The sequence below is a fragment of the Veillonella seminalis genome, assembly GCF_003992065.1.
In the GTDB taxonomy this organism is placed as follows: Bacteria; Bacillota; Negativicutes; order Veillonellales; family Veillonellaceae; genus Veillonella_A; species Veillonella_A seminalis.
This window is the reverse complement of the sequence record NZ_RQUZ01000009.1, coordinates 77,494-96,148: the sequence shown is the minus strand read 5'-3', so window position 1 is coordinate 96,148 and position 18,655 is coordinate 77,494. Positions and strand designations below refer to the sequence as shown.

Below are 18,655 nucleotides of genomic sequence, written 5' to 3'. Positions count from 1 at the left end.
TAACAGAAGAATAAAGAAGGAATCTAAGGAGACGATATGAAGCAGTACTATATATTTACGTATGGTTGCCAAATGAACGAAAGTGATTCGGAACGTTTGGCCCATCAGTTGGAAACAGCCGGATATACGAATACAGAAAATTTTGAAGAAGCGGACTTAATTATTTTAAATACTTGTTGTGTGCGTGAAACCGCAGAACATAAAATTTACGGCCGCATCGGTGAATTAAAACACTTAAAGGAAAAGAATAAGAATTTAATTATTGCAATTACCGGTTGTATGGCCCAGAAAAACCAGGCGGATATGTTTAAACGAGCTCCACACATTGATATCGTGTTGGGAACTCATAACTTGCGTCATATCAATGAAATGGTAGCAGAAGTACAACGTACTCATAAACATCAGATTAATATTGAAATGGATAATACAGTGCTTCATGAATTGGAAGCAAAGCCGATGGGGACATTCTCCGCATGGGTACCGATTATGAACGGTTGTAATAAGTTCTGTACCTATTGCATCGTTCCACATGTGCGCGGTCGTGAAATCAGCAGACCGATTGAGGCCATTGTAGAAGATGTTAAAAAATTAGGTCAAAGCGGTCATAAAGAAATTACTTTATTGGGCCAAAATGTTAACTCTTATGGTTTGGACTTTAAAGACGGTACTCATTTTGGCGATTTAATCGATGCACTCGACGGTATTCCGGGGATTGAACGTATTCGTTATATGACAAGCCATCCTCAGGATATGAATAAAGAAATGATTGATGCTCTAGGTCGTTCAACCAATGTGGTTACCCAGTTGCATTTACCGATTCAATCCGGCTCTAACCGCATTTTACAAAAAATGAACCGCCGCTATACGGTAGAACATTATAAAGAATTAATCGACTATTGTCGTGAAAAAATCAAGGGACTTACGTTGACTACCGACTTAATTGTTGGTTTCCCCGGCGAAACGGAAGAAGATTTCCAAGCTACTTTGCAATTATTAAAAGATATTCGCTATGACATGGCATATACTTTTATTTTCTCTAAACGCTCGGGTACACCGGCTGCTACGATGGCAGATCAGGTGCCTGAAGAAGTGAAACGCGTACGTTTACAAGCTTTGATGGACGTACAAAATGAAATTTCCTTAGAACTTAACAAGGAAATGGAAGGTAAAACGTATGAAATCATTGTTGAAGGTCCGAGCCGTAATGATGAAGATGTTTGGTTTGGCCGCACTTCCGGCAATAAGATGATCTTATTCCCTAAAGATGAGAATTTAAAAATCGGACAAACTGTAAATGCCCGTGTTGATCGTGCACAAACGTGGATTTTATACGGTACAATCGTATAATTACTAATTGATGGCAATATGAGATAATCAAGTTAAAATGTAAGTATTTATCGTAAAAATACAGTATTCTTGATTATTGACTCTATATAAATAGATTATTAGAAAGTGGAGGCGTCTATGAGTAAAAAACAAACGCCTATGATGGATCAGTATTTTTCCATAAAAGAAAAATATAAAGAAGAGTTGTTGTTCTTTCGCCTCGGTGATTTTTATGAACTCTTTTATGATGATGCTTTAACGGCTTCAAGAGAGCTCAATATAACCCTGACCGGACGCAACTCAGGCGAGGCAGAGAAAGCGCCTATGTGCGGGGTGCCGTATCATGCAGCAGAAAGCTATATTGAAAAGTTAATAAAAAAAGGCTATAAGGTAGCTATTTGTGAGCAGGTAGAAGATCCGAAAGAGGCTAAGGGCATTGTTAAACGCGATGTAATTCGCGTTATTACGCCGGGCACGGTGTTAACCGAAAATGGTACGGAAGCTCGCGAAAATAACTTCCTGGCACTTTTCTATCGTACCGATGAGGCGTTAATTCTGGTTTTCTGTGATGTCTCCACCGGTGAAGTCATTTGGGATAGAATTAATCATGGTGAGCGCCAAAGTGCCATACAAGATGCATTGACTATGTATCGTCCATCGGAAATTGTAACGGTTGGTAGTTTGCCGCTGGGCAAAGAATTACAGGACTTTATCGATGTTCAATTGGAAAACGTTGCATTATCGCCGTTCATGCCTAATTTACCGGTAGCCGATGTTCGTGAACAGGGCATGATTCACTTTGCCGATGCCGGTTTGTTGGAAGAAGATGTATTGGAAGGTTTGGGATATTTATTAACCTACCTTGCTACAGTCATTAAAACAGACATTTCGCACATTAATTACATTCATCCGCTTCATATCGGCGATCGCATGGTGCTCGATACATCGAGCCTTCGTCATTTGGAAGTAACTCATAATTTGCGTGATGGCGGTGTAAAGGGAACGCTCTTGCAGGTTTTGGACAAAACCTTGACTCCTATGGGGGCCCGTCTTCTGAAACAATGGGTGGAAAGTCCGCTGATGGATATTCATCACATTGAACGACGCCAACGAGCTATTACGGAACTCATTGTGAAACCGACTGAACAGGGTCGTTTACGTGAATTATTGAAGCTTATTTTTGACTTTGAACGTATTTTGGCTCGCGTAGAAACAGGCTCCGTTTCACCGCGTGATTTTACGTCACTTCGTGAGTCTTTGCGTATTTTGCCGGACTTGGTAACGATTGCCGGTGTTTTTGAAAGTACGCTTTTACAAGAAACAGTAAGTCAAATTGATTGTCATACGGATGTGTATGATTTATTAAATCGAGCTATTGCGGAACAGCCGGCCCTTACTTTGAAGGATGGCCGTGTTATTCGAGACGGTTTCAATCAAGAACTTGATGATTTACGTTCTATGGCAACAAACAGCCAGGAATGGTTGCATCGTTTGGAAGAAGAGGCTCGTTCCAAAACAGGGATCCGACTAAAAACCGGTTACAATAAAGTATTTGGTTATTATTTTGAAGTATCGCATGCCAATGCGGCCGATGTACCGGATTATTTTATTCGTAAACAAACCTTGGCGAATGCAGAGCGATATATTACGCCTGAACTCAAGGAATTTGAAGTTAATATCTTAAGTGCCAAAGATAAAATTATTTCCTTGGAGCAGAAATTATATCAGGAAATTCGTGAATCTGTTAAAGCCGCAGTTAAACCAATCCAGGCAACGGCTCATGCGTTGGCGAATCTTGATGTATTATCCGGTTTGGCCCAAGTGGCCTACGAAGAAAATTATATTTGTCCGACTATGACGATGAACGGTCAAATCACAATTCGTGACGGTCGTCATCCGGTAATTGAGAAGTTTTTAAAACGAGAAGTGTTTGTGCCGAATGATGTTACGTTAAATCATAACGGTGAAGAATTCCTACTCATTACTGGACCTAACATGGCCGGTAAATCCACCTATATGCGTCAGGTTGCGGTACTCATGATTATGGCCCAAATCGGTTCTTTTATTCCGGCTCGTGAGGCTGTAATTTCACCGGTTGACCGTATTTTTACACGTGTCGGGGCCAGTGATGATATTTCTACCGGTCAAAGTACATTTATGGTAGAAATGAAAGAAGTAGCGTATATTCTTAATAATGCCACATCCAACAGTTTGCTCATCCTCGATGAAATCGGGCGTGGGACAAGTACTTTTGACGGTCTCAGTATTGCTCAAGCCGTGGTGGAATATATTTGTAAACATATTCACGGTAAAACATTGTTCGCTACACATTATCACGAGCTTATTTGTTTGGAAGAACAATATGAAAAGCTTAAAAATTACACCGTAGCAGTTAAAGAAAAAGGCAAAGATGTTGTCTTTTTACGCCGTATTGTGCGTGGCGGTGCAGACCGAAGTTATGGTATTCATGTAGCCAAACTGGCAGGTTTACCAAATTCCGTATTAAAGCGTGCCGAAGTAATCTTAGCTGCACTGGAAGGCTCGGCTACGGAACAGGCCGCCGTATCTCACGTAAATAACGGTAGTGTCCGCGAAGCTGCCATGACCGGTACAGCCGGTCAAGTTATTATAAATAATACGGATCCTCAAACAGGTACGGGAACAACGAATCCTGTTCATTCCGGTAATAGCAATGATACGACATTTTCTATGCCCACTAATGCCAATCTGTTTACCACATCCGTTCTTGATGATTTGTTGGCCGTCGACGTGATGAGTTTGACACCGATTGAGGCACTTAATGTACTTTATAAATTACAGGAAGATGCCCGTAAGGGAGGTGGCCGTTAATGGCTTTGATTCATGTCCTTGATGAAGTGACAATCAATAAAATAGCGGCCGGTGAAGTCGTAGAAAGACCGGCATCGGTTATTAAAGAGTTATTGGAAAACTCGCTTGATGCCGGAGCTACGTCCATCGAAGTTGAAATTGCCAACGGCGGCACTACATATATGCGTGTTACCGACAATGGCTCAGGTATGTCAGAAGAGGACGCTCGATTGGCGGTTTTACGCCATGCAACGAGTAAGATTCGTTCCGTTGATGATTTATTTGATATTGCTTCATTAGGATTTCGTGGTGAGGCATTGGCCAGTATCGCTTCGGTATCCCATTTTAGCCTTACAACGCGTAAAGTAGATCAAGAACTGGGGACTCGAATTCTTATCGATGGCGGTAAGTTTACCGATTGTTTGCCTTTTGGGGCACAGCCTGGAACGACCATTGAAGTACGGGATTTATTTTTCAATACACCGGCTCGTCGTAAGTTTTTAAAAACGGAACGAACCGAAAGTGCCAAAATACAGGATATTGTAGGGAAATTGGCTCTCAGTAACCCGCATGTAGCCTTTAAATTAATTAACAATGATACGGTAAGTATTGTTGTACCGGGTAATGGCAATCTTATTGATACAGTGTCTGCTTTATATGGTTATAAAGTCAGTGATGATATTTTTCCCATTGTTTATGAATCGGAAGGCATACATATTCAAGGCGTTGTAAGTAAGCCTACTTTGTTAAAGAGCAGCCGTATTTGGCAAACCGTAGTAGTCAATAATCGTGTTATCGGCGATAAAGCTATCACTAAGGCGATTGATAATGCGTATCATGCATTATTGCCAAAAGGCGGCTATCCTTTAGTATTACTCACTATTACCGTACCGCCGGGAACTGTAGATATTAATGTGCATCCGCGCAAGAGTGAAGTTAAATTTGAAGACGATAAGCCTGTTTTTAAGGCCGTATATCATGCAATTTTACAAGCGTTGCAAAATCCTATGCAACAGGTAGCAGGCCGTAATGACGTAGCTATGTCGGCTATGGATGGTTTCGTGACCGGTGATGACAGCATTACGACGGCGGTTAATTATGATAAAGCTTTTACTCGTCATGATATAGCAAAAATTAATGATATCGATATTAAGGTAGACGGAGAAGGTGCCATTAATCTTGAGTTCGATTCAGTTAATTCTAGTAATCCGGGAAATACATCTCAGCCGACATATCCGTTTACCGGGGTAACCGAGCAGGCTCGTGAGAAAACAAATGAATTTATCAATAAAATTCGCAGTGAAGGCTATGAAGCTCCAAAACGAACAACCTATGAGCAAAGTTCTTGGATTGAATCCGGTGATTTTGAAGATGCCGTGATACCTAAGAGTTATACGGCTGAGGACAAGGAACGATTTCGTCAGTTAGCCGCCAATCTACGGAGTAATTCCGAGTACGGCGAGGCGGGCCAAGCACCGATTTCTCAAAATACAGCCGGCGCAAGTGAATCAAATACACGTTCCTTCAGTGTTAATACTACCGGTTTATTGCCGTTGGGACAGGTAGCAGCTTGTTACATATTGGCTAAAAAAGGCGATAATCTTTATATTATTGATCAGCATGCGGCTCACGAGCGAATTCGTTATGATCAACTCTGCAAATCGGCAGAATCGATTCCCATGCAGGAACTTTTGATATCGCAATATATCGATGCCAATGAAGAGGAGTTAATTATTGCGGAAGAACAAAATGAGACTCTTTTAAATCTAGGATTTCAAGTGGTTCAAGGCGGTCCGACACAATTAAAAATCGAAGGTATGCCTATTGATTTAGTGGAAAGCAAAGGGGAAGAAATCTTGCGCTATGTATTTTCTTTGTTAAAAGATTATCAGACCCCAACGAAAGCACAATTGCGTCATGAAATGCTTGCATATGCTTCTTGTCGCGGTGCTATTAAGGCCGGTCATACCTTGAATACCTATCAAATGTCTGTTTTGATTGAAGATTTATTCCACACCGATAAACCATATGTATGCCCTCACGGACGTCCGACGATTATTAAGTTTACACCGGACGAACTGGGTAAATTGTTCTTACGGAGCTAATGATGAGTGATAGTAATTTAAAGAGTTGTTCTATTGTGATAACTTCACAAAAAGGCAAGGGGAATCTGATAGAAGAGGCTAAGGCAGTCGCTCTTTTATTAGGAGCATCCTATGTAGAGCGTAAGCGCGTATCATTGGCTAATTTGCAAGCCGCACATAAAGGCAAGGATATTTTAATATTCAGTCAAAAAGGGCCTCAACTGTATACGGGTGAAGGTAAGGCTCATGAGTTTCATCTTTCTATGGCGCACTTGCGTTTAATTGCTTATGACCGGGGACAAACAGACCATTTAATTGAAGCTGTCGGTACTGAGCCTATTACATCATTTTTAGATTGTACAGCCGGTCTTGGCAGTGACAGTATTGTTGTGGCCTATGCCAAGCCCGAGTGTAAAAAGATGGTAGCTCTTGAAGGTAATCCGCTTTTGGCCTATGTGACTAATTATGGTTTACGTCATTTTGTCCATGAGAATGATAAGGTTACGGCTGCCTTACGGCGAATTCAAGTATGTGCTATTCGCTTTGAAGATTTCTTGAAAAAATCTGCTGATAACAGCTTTGATATGGTTTATTTTGATCCCATGTTTGAAGTACCGGTGACAGAAAGTCCGCAGTTCTTAAGTTTGCGGGGGCATTTGGTGGAAACTGGTTTTACCGAAGCTGTATTACAGGAAGCTAAACGGGTAGCTAAAAAGCGAGTTATCGTTAAAGAGCGTCCGTTTAGTTCGATTTTTCAAACGCTGCCGCCGGATGAACTATTTGGTGGTAAATATAGCCGTGTCGCTTTTGGTGTTTATAAAGTTTGAAATAGTTTGCAGCTTTGAGTAACATTGAATTATTCGTTGAGTTTAATAGAAAGGAGGTATCGTATGGAGCAATTGATTACAATTTTGGGACCTACCGCCGTAGGCAAAACCGATTTGACATTGAGCTTGGCAAAACGTCTGAACGGTATCGTCATTTCCGGCGATGCCTACCAAATCTATAAAGGCTTGGATATCGGTACGGCCAAACCTTCTATTGAGGAGTTGCAAGCGGTACCTCATCGTCTAATTGATATTCGCATGGCTGATGAATCTTATAGTGCGGCTGATTTTCAGCACGAGGCACGTTTGGAAATTACGGCAGCTCATAAAGACGGTCATATGCCGATTTTATCAGGCGGTACCGGGTTTTATGTACAGTCTCTTCTGGAAGGGTATGATTTTTCCGTCGAGGGACCGAATACACAAATACGTGATCGACTTGATGAGTTATGGCAGACTAAAGGTGATGAAGGACTCTTAGCGTATGCTAAGGTATTGGCTCAAAAAGCTAATATAGAACTTCGTTTTACCGATAAACACCGTTTATTCCGAGCCATCGAATTGATGGAGCAGGGAAATTATGAAGCTCTTACCAATCAAACTAAGGCGGGGCTGTCCTATGAAGGACCTGTAATCGGCTTACGACGCAATCGTAATGAACTGTATGAACGCATTAATTTGCGCGTAAATATAATGGTGGAGCAGGGTCTCTTTGAAGAAGTAGAACAACTTTTGGCGGCCGGTGTTTCACCTCAGTGTCAGGCTTTTAAAGGCATCGGCTATAAAGAAGTGGTGGCCTATTTTAACGGTGAGTATACGAAGGCCGAAGCCATTAATGCTATTCAGCAAAATACGCGCCATTTTGCCAAACGTCAGCTTACTTGGTATAAGCGTATGCCATATATAACTTGGCTTGATTGTGATTCTAATCGCACAGGGGATTCTATTTTTGAAGAGGCTTTAGAAATAATTCATAAATCGGGATTAATGGTTTAAACAGCTAATGTTTAGGCGTATAATTGAGCAGATGATTAAAAATTAATTACTCAATTAATCGTCAATGTTATTTTTTAGGGAGCTTACTGTTTGGAGCTCTAATATTAATTTTTAAGTTAGGAAGTTATTAGATAATGAATTTAGATAGTATACGGGACGAAGCTTTGCGTATGGCAGAGCCTCAATTTAAGAAATTTAAACCTATTGCATTACATAATACGAAGAAAGTATTGGAAGCTTTTAAAGAGTGCCAATTAAGTGATTATCACTTTAACGGGTCCAGCGGCTACGGCTATAATGACAGCGGTCGTGAAAAATTGGATGAAGTTTTTGCCCATGTTTTTAAAGCGGAAAAAGCGTTGGTTCGTGCTCACTTTGTTTCCGGTACGCATGCTTTGGCAACAACCTTAATTGCCTTATTGGGCAGTGGTAAACAGGGTAAAGAGTTTGTATATGCTGTAGGTGCCCCGTATGATACGATGCAATCAGTAATCGGTGTACCGCATCCGGTGCGCAATTCTTTGGTTGAACGTGGTTTTATTTATAAAGAAGTGCCTTTAAAAGACAATACCTATGATTTGGACGGTATTGTGGCTGCGGTTAACGAAAGTACACGTGTTGTCGTTATTCAGCGTTCACGCGGTTACAGTACGCGTGAACCGCTTTCCGTATTGGATATTGAAAAGATTTGTAAGGCTGTTAAGGCTAAGAATCCGAAGACAATTTGTTTCGTTGATAATTGTTACGGTGAATTTACGGAAACTACAGAACCATTGGAACACGGCGCCGATATTATGGCCGGTTCTTTAATTAAGAACGCCGGTGGCGGTATTGCTCCGACCGGCGGTTATGTAGCCGGCAAAGAAACGCTAGTGGAAGACGTGGCCTATGAATTGACGGCACCGGGCTTAGGTGATCACATGGGTTCTTATTCGCCGGGTTATCGCTTATTCTTCCAAGGCTTATTCTTGGCTCCTCATGTAGTATTGCAGGCACTGAAAGGTGCTGTATATACAGCAGCGGTAGGTACACTTTTGGGGTATGAAGTATTTCCGAAAGTTGATTCCGATCGTTTTGACTTGATTCAAGCTATTAATCTTAATAATGCGGATGAAATGGAACAGTTTTGTCGCGGTATGCAGGCTTATTCGCCGGTAGATGCGCATGTTCGTCCGGTTCCGGGCGATATGCCGGGCTATACGGATCAAATTATCATGGCCGGCGGTACTTTTGTACAAGGTTCATCCATTGAACTCAGTGCCGATGGTCCGGTACGTGCACCATATACTATTTTCATGCAAGGCGGCCTTGTATTTGAACATTCGATGCTCGGTATTTTAGGATCAGCTGAAGAAATTTTAGCTAATCGAAAAGCGTAATAGTTTTTGAGCCGTAAATAGCAGTAGTTCTTACGAATCATGTAAGATTTAGATCTGAGCTTTAATGTAAGTGCAAATTTAAGATGTAAAATAAGGCGTAAGTATAGGATGTAATGTGATTCCAAAAATCATAAGATTAAGATATCTCTATATATTACGCCTGTTTTATGGTATACTAACTGTTGCTTTAGTATAAGTAATGTGTATTTTTTAGAATAATTGAGATTTTTTAGAACGATAAGATGCTAGTTCTGATTAATAGCGATTTTTCTTGAAAAAATTAATTACTTTAAAGCATTTGTGTATTTTTATTTTTATTAGTCGGTATATACATATTCGGACTTTCACTCTGTATGATGTATATTGAGTTTACTGAACAGGTCAGGCGACCTACAGAAGGAGAAAGCATGGAAAACGTTGTAGCAGTTGCAATGAGTGGGGGCGTCGACAGCTCCTTAACAGCGTCGATGCTGTTAGAACAAGGGTATAAGGTATTTGGTATTACCTTGCGTTTATGGGTAAGCGATGCAGATCCTGAGGATGTGCCGTTAGCCGTAACGGATGCTAAGAAAATGTGTGATTTTCTCGGCATTGAGCATCATGTAGTAGATGCTCGGGATGTTTTTTACGAAAATGTAGTTGATTATTTTGTTAACGAGTATGCCGCTGGGCGTACACCGAATCCTTGTGTATTCTGCAATAAAAATATTAAATTTGATCTGTTGTTAAAACGTGCGCTTGAATTGGGTGCTACGCATATGGTAACAGGTCACTATGCACAGGTGCGTTATAATGAAGCAACAAAGCTTTATGAAGTTCATAAAGGGGCAGATCCATCCAAGGATCAGAGTTATGTACTCTACACCTTGAATCAAGATATCTTAAGCCATTTGATGTTCCCATTGGGCGCTCAGAAGAAGACCTTGACTCGTGAAATGGCAAATGACCGCGATTTACCGGTAGCTAACAAGCCGGATAGCGAAGATATTTGCTTCTTACCAAATCACAATTATCAGGGCTTTATTCAAAAACAATTGACTGAAGCACCTAAATCGGGCAATATTGTTCATGAAAACGGTGAAATTTTAGGCCGTCACAACGGTTTGTTCAACTACACTATCGGTCAGCGTAAAGGTCTCGGCGTTGCTTATAAGTATCCGCTTTACGTAGTACGCCTTGATGGTGAAAAGAACGAAGTTATCGTCGGTCCTGATGAAAGTTTATTCACAAATCGCATGATTTGTAAACATTACAACTTCTTATCCGGTACGATTCCAAAGGAATTACATGCAGCCGGCAAGATTCGCTATGCAGCGAACCCTTCGCCATGTGTAGCCCGTATCCTTGACGATGAAACCATGGAAGTTGTCTTTGAAACGCCACAACGCGCTATTACACCGGGTCAATCCGTAGTATTCTACGAAGGCACTCAAGTATTAGGCGGCGGTGTAATCGAAACTGTTTGCTAAAGATTGGTAAGCAAATATAATACTATATGCAGAACGCCTGTAACCAAGTGCGGTTACAGGCGTTTTTGTACCTTAGTAATAATAGACGATATGCCATACTAATGTTATAATATTTAAATAGATTATAGTATATGTATATAGTAAGCAAAGTTAAACTAGAATTATTTAATAATTTTAGTTCTTTTATATTTATCGAGATTTAAGTGCTATTCAATTATTTTGCTACTTAAATCGTTGAAAATGACGAAGTTAAGCCATTTGTGAGGAGAATAGAGCATGTCAACTGACCATATTCGTAATTTCTGTATTATTGCCCATATAGACCACGGGAAATCCACCTTGGCTGACCGTTTGATAGAAGCAACGGGAACGCTCACAAAACGTGAGATGGAGGCTCAGGTGCTTGATTCCATGGATTTGGAACGTGAACGTGGGATTACCATTAAAGCCCAATCCGTTCGCTTATTGCATACCGCTAAAGACGGTAACCAATACACCTTAAACTTGATCGATACCCCGGGCCACGTGGATTTCAGTTATGAAGTATCCCGTTCCTTAGTTGCTTGTGAAGGGGCTTTGCTCGTTGTAGATGCAGCACAAGGCGTTGAAGCACAGACTTTGGCCAATGTTTACTTGGCGTTGGAACACGACTTGGAAATTATTCCGGTAATTAATAAAATAGACTTACCGAGTGCCGATGTGGAACGTGTAAAAAAAGAAATTGAAGATATTATCGGTCTTGATGCATCCGATGCGATTTTGGCGAGTGCTAAATCCGGTATCGGTATTCAGGATATTTTGGAAGCCATTGTTGAACGTATTCCGGCACCGGAAGACAAATCGGATCAACCGACACGCGCTCTTATTTTTGACTCCCGTTTTGACTCTTACAAAGGCGCTATCGCTTATGTACGCGTTAAAGAAGGTTCTCTTAAAAAACGTGACATCATTCGTATGATGCACGATAATAAAGACTTTGAAGTGACCGAGCTTGGCGTTTTCACACCAAACTTATTGCCGGTGGATGAATTGTCATGCGGCAGTGTAGGTTGTGTGGCGGCGAGCATTAAAAATGTAGGCGACTGCCATGTAGGAGATACAATTACTAAAGCTGACGATCCGGCGGCAGAACCGTTACCGGGTTATCGCAAAGCGGTATCCATGGTGTATTGCGGTCTCTATCCGACAGACAGCAAGGATTACGACAATCTGCGTGATGCTCTTGAAAAACTGAACTTAAATGACGCAGCTCTTGAATATGAACCGGAAACATCCATCGCTTTGGGTTTCGGTTTCCGTTGCGGTTTCCTTGGTCTTTTGCACATGGACGTTATTCAGGAACGTTTGGAACGTGAATACAACTTAACGTTAATTACGACGGCGCCGAGCGTAAACTACAAAGTACATAAGACAAACGGTGAGATTTTAGAAATTGACAATCCGTCCAAATTGCCGCCACCTACGGAAATTGACTTCATCGAAGAGCCGTATGTAAAGGCAACAACCATTGTTCCTAAGGACTTTGTAGGTGCCATTATGGAATTATCGCAGGATAAGCGCGGTGAATACCAATCCATGGAATATTTGGACGAAACTCGTGTATCCATCGTATATCACTTGCCATTGGGCGAAATCATTTACGATTACTTTGATAAATTGAAATCCGCTACGAAAGGCTATGCTTCATTAGACTATGAACTCATCGGTTATCAGGCATCGCCGATGGTTAAGATGGACATTCTCTTAAATGGGGAACCGGTTGACGCTTTGAGTATTATTGTTCATAAAGACAGAGCGGCTACACGCGGACGTGCCTTGGCTGAAAAGTTAAAAGAACTCATTCCGCGTCAAATGTTTGAAATTCCGATTCAGGCAGCAGTCGGTAATAAAATTGTGGCTCGTGAAACGGTTAAAGCTTGGCGTAAAGACGTGTTGGCTAAATGTTACGGCGGCGATATCAGCCGTAAACGTAAATTGTTGGAAAAACAAAAAGAAGGTAAGAAACGTATGAAGGCGGTAGGTAGTGTAGAAATTCCGCAAGAAGCGTTCATGGCCATTCTTAAAGTTGACGACAAATAATTCAGATTAAATTTTAAATTATATTACCACTTCAATTTGGGCTTAATAATAGTTCAGATACTGGTTTTTCAAAAAGATAAAGGAGATTGTGTATGGATTTAACATTCACACCCTCTTTTGCGACTTCTCGGGATATGGGGGTGTACCTTCATATCCCGTTTTGTCGTAAAAAATGCTCTTACTGTGATTTTGCCTCCTACGAAGGTTTGGAAGCCTATTATGATGATTATGTTGATGCTTTGTGTGCTGAAATAAAACTATGGGCCGAAACATATCCTAAAAGTGCTAAAATTCCGGTAAACACGGTTTATTTTGGTGGCGGTACACCAACACAGTTATCGTTAATTCAGTTAGAGCAGATTTTAGATACTTTATATACTTACTATCCTTGTGATTCTGTCCGTGAATTATCCATGGAAGCGAATCCGGGGGAAATCGACATTGACTACCTGAAAGGGCTAAAATCCCTAGGTGTTACTCGCCTTAGCTACGGCGTTCAGACTTTTGATGATGATTTGTTGCAGCTGCTCAGACGTGGTCATAATGCGCATATGGCGAAACAGGCGATTACCGATGCTTTATCCGTTGGTTTTCAATCGGTAAGTGGTGATTTAATCTATGCACTGCCGGGACAGTCCTTAAACGACATAAAGACCAATGTAAAAACATTGGTCGATTTGGGTGTCAGTCATATTTCGATTTACGGTTTGCAGTTGGAAGAGGGCACTAATTTACATAAACAGGTGGAATTGGGGGACCTTGATTTGCCGTCAGATGACGAAAACGAAGCCATGTATGATTGTATGCTTGATGAACTTAGTGCTAACGGCTTTGAGCGTTATGAAATCTCCAACTTTACCAATAACGGTTCCTACAGCTATCATAATCTGCGTTATTGGCAGTATAAAGACTATTTAGCTTTCGGTGCCGGGGCCTATTCCTTCTATAATAATGTACGACGCAATAACGAGCCCTATGTAGTACCTTATATAAATCGTTTGCGGCAGGAATTATTGCCGGTTGTGGTTGAAGAGAAAATCAGTGAAGACCGCGCAGTAGAAGATTTTTGCTTTTTGGCATTGCGTACGAAGTGGGGGCTTTCCGAAAAAGCCTTTAATGAACGTTTCAATATGTCCGTTCGAGATATTTTCGGCGATGAAATAGATTTGTTAATAAAGCAGGGTTTACTAATAGCGGACGTAGATACTTGGCGACTCACTCGTGACGGAGCTAAGCATGGTAATTATGTGTTTAGTCAGTTTATTCGGTAAGTGAAGATTGGTATACCGACTTGTTGATTGGTATAATTCAATCAGATAACAAAAAAAGACGCACTCATGTGCGTCTTTTCTAATGTGGTGGAGATAAGCGGGATCGAACCGCTGACCTCTTGAATGCCATTCAAGCGCTCTCCCAGCTGAGCTATACCCCCATGCATTACAGATAATATAATACTAAATAGATTAGACTTTTGTCAATAAAAATTTACGTGACAGTGACAAAATAAATATGATAAATTTACATAGCTCGATCAAGGGAGAATATACATGTGTAACTTGTCAGAGGTATGTATTCGTGGTATGCTTTTACTATTAATAAATGGAATATTTTAGTGATGTAAAGTAAGGAAGATTGGACCATGAAAGACTATGTGAATTTTGGCTGGCGAGCTTGCTTTGCCGGCATAATTTTCGACTTATTAAGTTTATGTGCTGTATTTTTAGTGAGTAAAGGCATTTACGGATATGTAACGGGTGACAGATTTTATTTAGTTTCCGGTGTTGTTTTATTTGTTGTTATTACCGTTGCCGGACTTTTATGTCGTAATTTATACACCAAAGGTTTGACTAAACGGTTTCCCGATACACATGTATCTAATACTGCCTTTCTTTTTATTTTATATGCGGTAGCGTTAACCGTGGCGATTGTGCTCGGTATTATTGCTATGTTGATTATGGTGCTTTTAATGCAGGAAATGCAGTCGGGACAGATAGTCGATACATATAACGGTATGAATATTTACTTGCTTTATATGGGGGCATCGGCAGCTACTTATTTTTACTTTTTACTATATACGACGGCCAGTGTGGAATATGTATGGCGACGTTTTTTACAGAAGAATGTGGCCTTACTCAATACGGAAGAGGCTAAAGATAAGGTGGATGCTACCGACGTAATAACGGCTATTATTGAAGCCGGTGAATCATCTCTCGATAACAGTAATCGTGAGAAAAGGGGGCGTTTTGAAAGGGGAAAATCTTCGTATGCATCGGATGACAGTTTGACAGGTATGACCGAGGCTGCGGTAAACAAAGAAGAAGTCGAAAAAGCTACCGATATTGAATCTATAGGCGGTTCCAAAGCTTCAGTATAGTTTCTCTTTATGCTGACAGCGATTAAGCACTTAATTTTCAAAAACTTTACTTCGTTAAATCATAACTTTTAGTTATTTGGTGATATTTGTCACAGCCCTTTAAAATAAGAATATGATACAAATAATATAATGAATTATACATAACGGTATAAAGTGTAAGGTCTGTCGGTATTGTAAGTGATTGTATCAAACTGAGGGTACAACAATATACGTTTATTGTTAATCAAATGACTGAGGAGTACATATGAAAACATCCATTATTTTACACTCTTTATTTAGTGAATTTTCACGCGAACAACTACACGCTATTATAGAATTAGTTGACAAATATAAAGGGAATTTTCGAATCGTAGCTACAGGGATTCAGATTTATGACATTACCAAGGAAGACAAGGCGGCGATTTTGGAACAATTACCTGAAGGGGTACAACAGGTTAAGCATGCGGCGGTTAACTCTGTTACGGCTTGTCGCGGTACTGACGGTTGCTCCCATGCGTTTATGCAGACTATTCCGGTAGCAAAATATATTGACGAGCATCATTTCGGTGAAGATATGCCAAATAAACTTCGCATCGGTATCAGCGGTTGTCCGCGTTGTTGTGCGGAACCGATGATTAAAGATATCGGTTTGTACGGCATGCCTGACGGTTATGTATTGGTAGCCGGCGGTAAAAGCGGTAATCGTCCTAAAGGGGGCGAAGTATTGGCAAAAAAACTAACACCTGAAGAAGCACAGAATAAAATTGAATTTTTAATGCAATGGTACAAAGATAATGCCATGCCAAAAGAAAAATTCGATCACATGTTGGCTCGCTTAGGTAATCCGTTCGCAACAACAGCCGAAGTTGAATAATTAAATACTATCACCTTGAATGCAATTAAACTCTTTTAAGAATTGATTTTATCGGTCATCTTAAAAGAGTTTTTCTTTTTATTCCCTGATTGATGTATAATATGAATATGAAAAATAGCGGAAGAGCTATGGAAGTTTTTAAAGTATAAAGCCGGCAATAGAACCGGTTAAACGGTTAAAAGGTTAACATGTAAACAGTTATAATATTAAAATGGTTACAGGCTTCAGTATTTTACTATTATTAAAAACGGCGATTCGAGGAAATTATGATATTAGGACCGAATTTTACACATCGGCCGCTAACGTGGCAAGAAAAATTCAAAAACTCCTTAATGACCAATCCGCAGCGCTTATTGGCATTAAGCTTTGCTTTACTCATGCTGTTTGGCGGATTTTTATTGAGTCTGCCTTGGGCAACGCTTGACGGGAGCAGAACGCCTTTTGTAGACGCACTCTTTGTGGCTGTTTCCTGTGTGTCTGTAACGGGACTAAGTACCGTAGACACTTTTCAACATTGGAGCATTTTCGGGCAGACAGTGATGGTATTACTTATTCAAATCGGCGGTTTGGGAACGATGACGTTTACTACATTTATCTTCATTGTGTTACGACGCCGCGTAGGCTTAGAGAATAAATTGTTGTTACAAGAAGATATTGGTCAAGACAATATTTCTGTCCGGACTGTGCTTAAACAGATTGCGATTCTTACTTTTGGCTTTGAGTTTTTGGGCGGCATAGCTTATACTTTGGATCTATATCCGTACTTAGGTTACAGTGCTGTTTATTACGGATTTTATCAGGCGGTATCTACGTTCTGTAATGCAGGTTTTGTTTTCTTCGATAATAATTTACCGTATAAAATGGTGGGTGACTGGGGCTTTACTCTTACAACTTGCGTGCTCATCCTTATTGGCGGTTTTGGGTATATGGCGTCCTTTGATATCTGGAATAATCGTAAACGGGGCTTTACTCATTTAACATTACATACCAAGGTAATGCTCATGGGTGAACTTATTTTAGTTACTTTTGGTACGCTTAGTATTTTAGGCTGGGAGTGGAATCAAACGTTGCAAGGTTTACCATTGGCTACTAAATTCCAGGGGGCTTTGTTCCAAGCTATAACGCCGCGTACAGCGGGAATATCGACTTTAAATTATGCGGACTTACATCCTATAACCGTTTTTATTACAGTTGTTCTCATGTTTATCGGGGCCGGACCAAATTCGACCGGTGGAGGTATCAAAATCAGCACTATGGCGGTACTTTGGGCTACGTCTCGATCATTGTTTACAAACACAAGACGAGTTGAAATTTTTGAACGAAGTTTAAGTCAAAGTGTTATCTATAAGGCTTGCGGTATTGTGTTCTTTTCGGCTATATTGGTGGTATTGGGCACCTTTGTGTTAGCCGGTGTTGAAACATTCCCGTTTTTAGATTTATTATTCGAAGTTACGTCAGCGTTTGCCACGGTGGGGCTTACCATCGGGATTACACCGGAACTTTCAACAATCAGTAAATTAACACTTATTATAGTGATGTATACGGGACGTATCGGAGTGCTTACCTTGATAGGGGCTTTCTTCTTAAAACGCCGCAGTACGACGACGGCTTATTATCCGGAAGACAATGTATTGTTGTAGCTGAAAAGGTTATGGTTGATGGCATGTGTAGTCGGTTATTAAAAAACAGAGGTAATATAAATGAAGCGTAAAACAATCGGTATTATAGGTTTAGGACGTTTTGGCGGTACATTGGCCAAACAGGTTGCGGCTTTAGGTCATGAAGTGGTAGGCATTGATATTGAAGAAACGTTGGTGCAAAAACTGGCTCCGTATTTAACGCATAGTATTGTGGGCGACTTCAGTGATGAAGATACGATTCGTCAGTTAAATTTACAGGAACTTGATGTGGTAGTAATTGCTATCGGCGATAATCTAAAGGCTAAGCTTTTATCTGCCATGGTCCTTAAAGAATTACATACTCCTTATATTGTCGCAAAAGCGTCCACAACGATGGAAAGTAAGTTATTGGAACGTGTCGGTGCCGATTTGATTATTTTCCCGGAAATGGATATGGCAGAACGGGTTGCTCAAATGCTGACTCGTGAAAATATTGTTGATTATTTCCAATTGTCGCAAGATATCGGCTTGGTGGAAATGGGAATACCGCAATTTATGGTAGGTCATACATTGGTGGAACTTGATATTCGTAAACATTATAATGTAAATATTGTGGCGGTGAAACGTGATAAAAATGTCATTGCACCGCCGAATCCGAATAATCCGCTGCAAGATGATGATATGTTAATTGTAATCGGGCGTAATGAAGATATAACTAAACTGAGTCAATAAAATTTACAATCAAAAGTGAACGATAGCAGGGGACGTATGTGCTTTCTCAATAAATCTTAATTAATGAGATATGACTTAAGTTAGTAAT

13 protein-coding genes and 1 tRNA gene are annotated in these 18,655 nt (G+C 40.5%); 13 read left to right on the top strand and 1 reads right to left on the bottom strand.

Annotated elements, in window-relative coordinates; genetic code table 11:
• Positions 1-36 precede the first annotated feature (36 nt).
• The 9 genes from miaB (at position 37) to hemW (ending at position 14,260) form a co-directional block, all read left to right on the top strand.
• Positions 37-1,347, top strand: a complete 1,311-nt coding sequence (gene miaB, locus EO126_RS07345; protein WP_127008209.1) for a tRNA (N6-isopentenyl adenosine(37)-C2)-methylthiotransferase MiaB — start codon at positions 37-39, stop codon at positions 1,345-1,347.
• Between the two features lie 117 nt (positions 1,348-1,464).
• Positions 1,465-4,176: a DNA mismatch repair protein MutS gene (gene mutS / locus EO126_RS07340; RefSeq protein ID WP_127008207.1), complete on the top strand. Its 2,712-nt coding sequence runs from the start codon at positions 1,465-1,467 to the stop codon at positions 4,174-4,176.
• Entirely contained in the window at positions 4,176-6,260 is a 2,085-nt protein-coding gene (gene mutL, locus EO126_RS07335; RefSeq protein WP_006556683.1) for a DNA mismatch repair endonuclease MutL, read from the top strand. The genes mutS and mutL overlap by 1 nt, the downstream gene beginning before the upstream one ends.
• A 35-nt stretch (positions 6,261-6,295) precedes the next feature.
• On the top strand, positions 6,296-7,066 hold the full coding sequence (locus EO126_RS07330; RefSeq protein ID WP_164726714.1) for a class I SAM-dependent methyltransferase: 771 nt from the start codon (positions 6,296-6,298) through the stop codon (positions 7,064-7,066).
• Positions 7,067-7,129: 63 nt separating this feature from the next.
• Entirely contained in the window at positions 7,130-8,062 is a 933-nt protein-coding gene (miaA, locus tag EO126_RS07325; RefSeq protein ID WP_006556685.1) for a tRNA (adenosine(37)-N6)-dimethylallyltransferase MiaA, read from the top strand.
• 134 nt (positions 8,063-8,196) lie between these two features.
• Positions 8,197-9,441, top strand: a complete 1,245-nt coding sequence (locus EO126_RS07320) for a methionine gamma-lyase family protein (protein WP_006556686.1) — start codon at positions 8,197-8,199, stop codon at positions 9,439-9,441.
• Positions 9,442-9,848: 407 nt separating this feature from the next.
• Positions 9,849-10,910 carry a tRNA 2-thiouridine(34) synthase MnmA gene (gene mnmA / locus EO126_RS07315; RefSeq protein ID WP_127008205.1) on the top strand — a complete coding sequence of 354 codons (1,062 nt, stop codon included), beginning with the start codon at positions 9,849-9,851 and terminating at the stop codon, positions 10,908-10,910.
• Positions 10,911-11,186: 276 nt separating this feature from the next.
• The gene (gene lepA / locus EO126_RS07310; protein ID WP_127008203.1) at positions 11,187-12,989 is read left to right on the top strand and encodes a translation elongation factor 4; all 1,803 of its coding nucleotides are present in this window, start codon (positions 11,187-11,189) and stop codon (positions 12,987-12,989) included.
• Positions 12,990-13,081: 92 nt separating this feature from the next.
• Positions 13,082-14,260: a radical SAM family heme chaperone HemW gene (gene hemW / locus EO126_RS07305; RefSeq protein WP_127008201.1), complete on the top strand. Its 1,179-nt coding sequence runs from the start codon at positions 13,082-13,084 to the stop codon at positions 14,258-14,260.
• 85 nt (positions 14,261-14,345) lie between these two features.
• Here hemW and EO126_RS07300 read toward each other — a convergent pair.
• Positions 14,346-14,421 (bottom strand) — tRNA-Ala (locus EO126_RS07300).
• 207 nt (positions 14,422-14,628) lie between these two features.
• Between EO126_RS07300 and EO126_RS07295 the strand changes: the two genes are divergently transcribed.
• The 4 genes from EO126_RS07295 to EO126_RS07280 all read left to right on the top strand — a co-directional run bounded on the left by EO126_RS07295 (position 14,629) and on the right by EO126_RS07280 (position 18,567).
• Positions 14,629-15,363 (top strand): hypothetical protein, encoded by a 735-nt coding sequence (locus EO126_RS07295; protein WP_006556690.1) that lies wholly within the window; start codon positions 14,629-14,631, stop codon positions 15,361-15,363.
• 244 nt (positions 15,364-15,607) lie between these two features.
• The gene (locus EO126_RS07290) at positions 15,608-16,216 is read left to right on the top strand and encodes an NAD(P)/FAD-dependent oxidoreductase (protein ID WP_006556691.1); all 609 of its coding nucleotides are present in this window, start codon (positions 15,608-15,610) and stop codon (positions 16,214-16,216) included.
• Positions 16,217-16,482: 266 nt separating this feature from the next.
• Positions 16,483-17,856 (top strand): TrkH family potassium uptake protein, encoded by a 1,374-nt coding sequence (locus EO126_RS07285; protein ID WP_006556692.1) that lies wholly within the window; start codon positions 16,483-16,485, stop codon positions 17,854-17,856.
• A 60-nt stretch (positions 17,857-17,916) separates the two neighbouring features.
• On the top strand, positions 17,917-18,567 hold the full coding sequence (locus EO126_RS07280) for a potassium channel family protein (RefSeq protein ID WP_006556693.1): 651 nt from the start codon (positions 17,917-17,919) through the stop codon (positions 18,565-18,567).
• Positions 18,568-18,655 lie beyond the last annotated feature (88 nt).

What these genes read in the sequence shown, in the direction of transcription:
- EO126_RS07290 (WP_006556691.1), top strand. Translation starts at nt 15,608, where the DNA reads ATGAAAACATCCATTATTTTACACTCTTTATTTAGTGAATTTTCACGC.
- mutL (WP_006556683.1), top strand. Translation starts at nt 4,176, where the DNA reads ATGGCTTTGATTCATGTCCTTGATGAAGTGACAATCAATAAAATAGCG.
- mnmA (WP_127008205.1), top strand. Translation starts at nt 9,849, where the DNA reads ATGGAAAACGTTGTAGCAGTTGCAATGAGTGGGGGCGTCGACAGCTCC.
- EO126_RS07295 (WP_006556690.1), top strand. Translation starts at nt 14,629, where the DNA reads ATGAAAGACTATGTGAATTTTGGCTGGCGAGCTTGCTTTGCCGGCATA.
- miaA (WP_006556685.1), top strand. Translation starts at nt 7,130, where the DNA reads ATGGAGCAATTGATTACAATTTTGGGACCTACCGCCGTAGGCAAAACC.
- EO126_RS07280 (WP_006556693.1), top strand. Translation starts at nt 17,917, where the DNA reads ATGAAGCGTAAAACAATCGGTATTATAGGTTTAGGACGTTTTGGCGGT.
- miaB (WP_127008209.1), top strand. Translation starts at nt 37, where the DNA reads ATGAAGCAGTACTATATATTTACGTATGGTTGCCAAATGAACGAAAGT.
- EO126_RS07320 (WP_006556686.1), top strand. Translation starts at nt 8,197, where the DNA reads ATGAATTTAGATAGTATACGGGACGAAGCTTTGCGTATGGCAGAGCCT.
- hemW (WP_127008201.1), top strand. Translation starts at nt 13,082, where the DNA reads ATGGATTTAACATTCACACCCTCTTTTGCGACTTCTCGGGATATGGGG.
- mutS (WP_127008207.1), top strand. Translation starts at nt 1,465, where the DNA reads ATGAGTAAAAAACAAACGCCTATGATGGATCAGTATTTTTCCATAAAA.
- EO126_RS07285 (WP_006556692.1), top strand. Translation starts at nt 16,483, where the DNA reads ATGATATTAGGACCGAATTTTACACATCGGCCGCTAACGTGGCAAGAA.
- lepA (WP_127008203.1), top strand. Translation starts at nt 11,187, where the DNA reads ATGTCAACTGACCATATTCGTAATTTCTGTATTATTGCCCATATAGAC.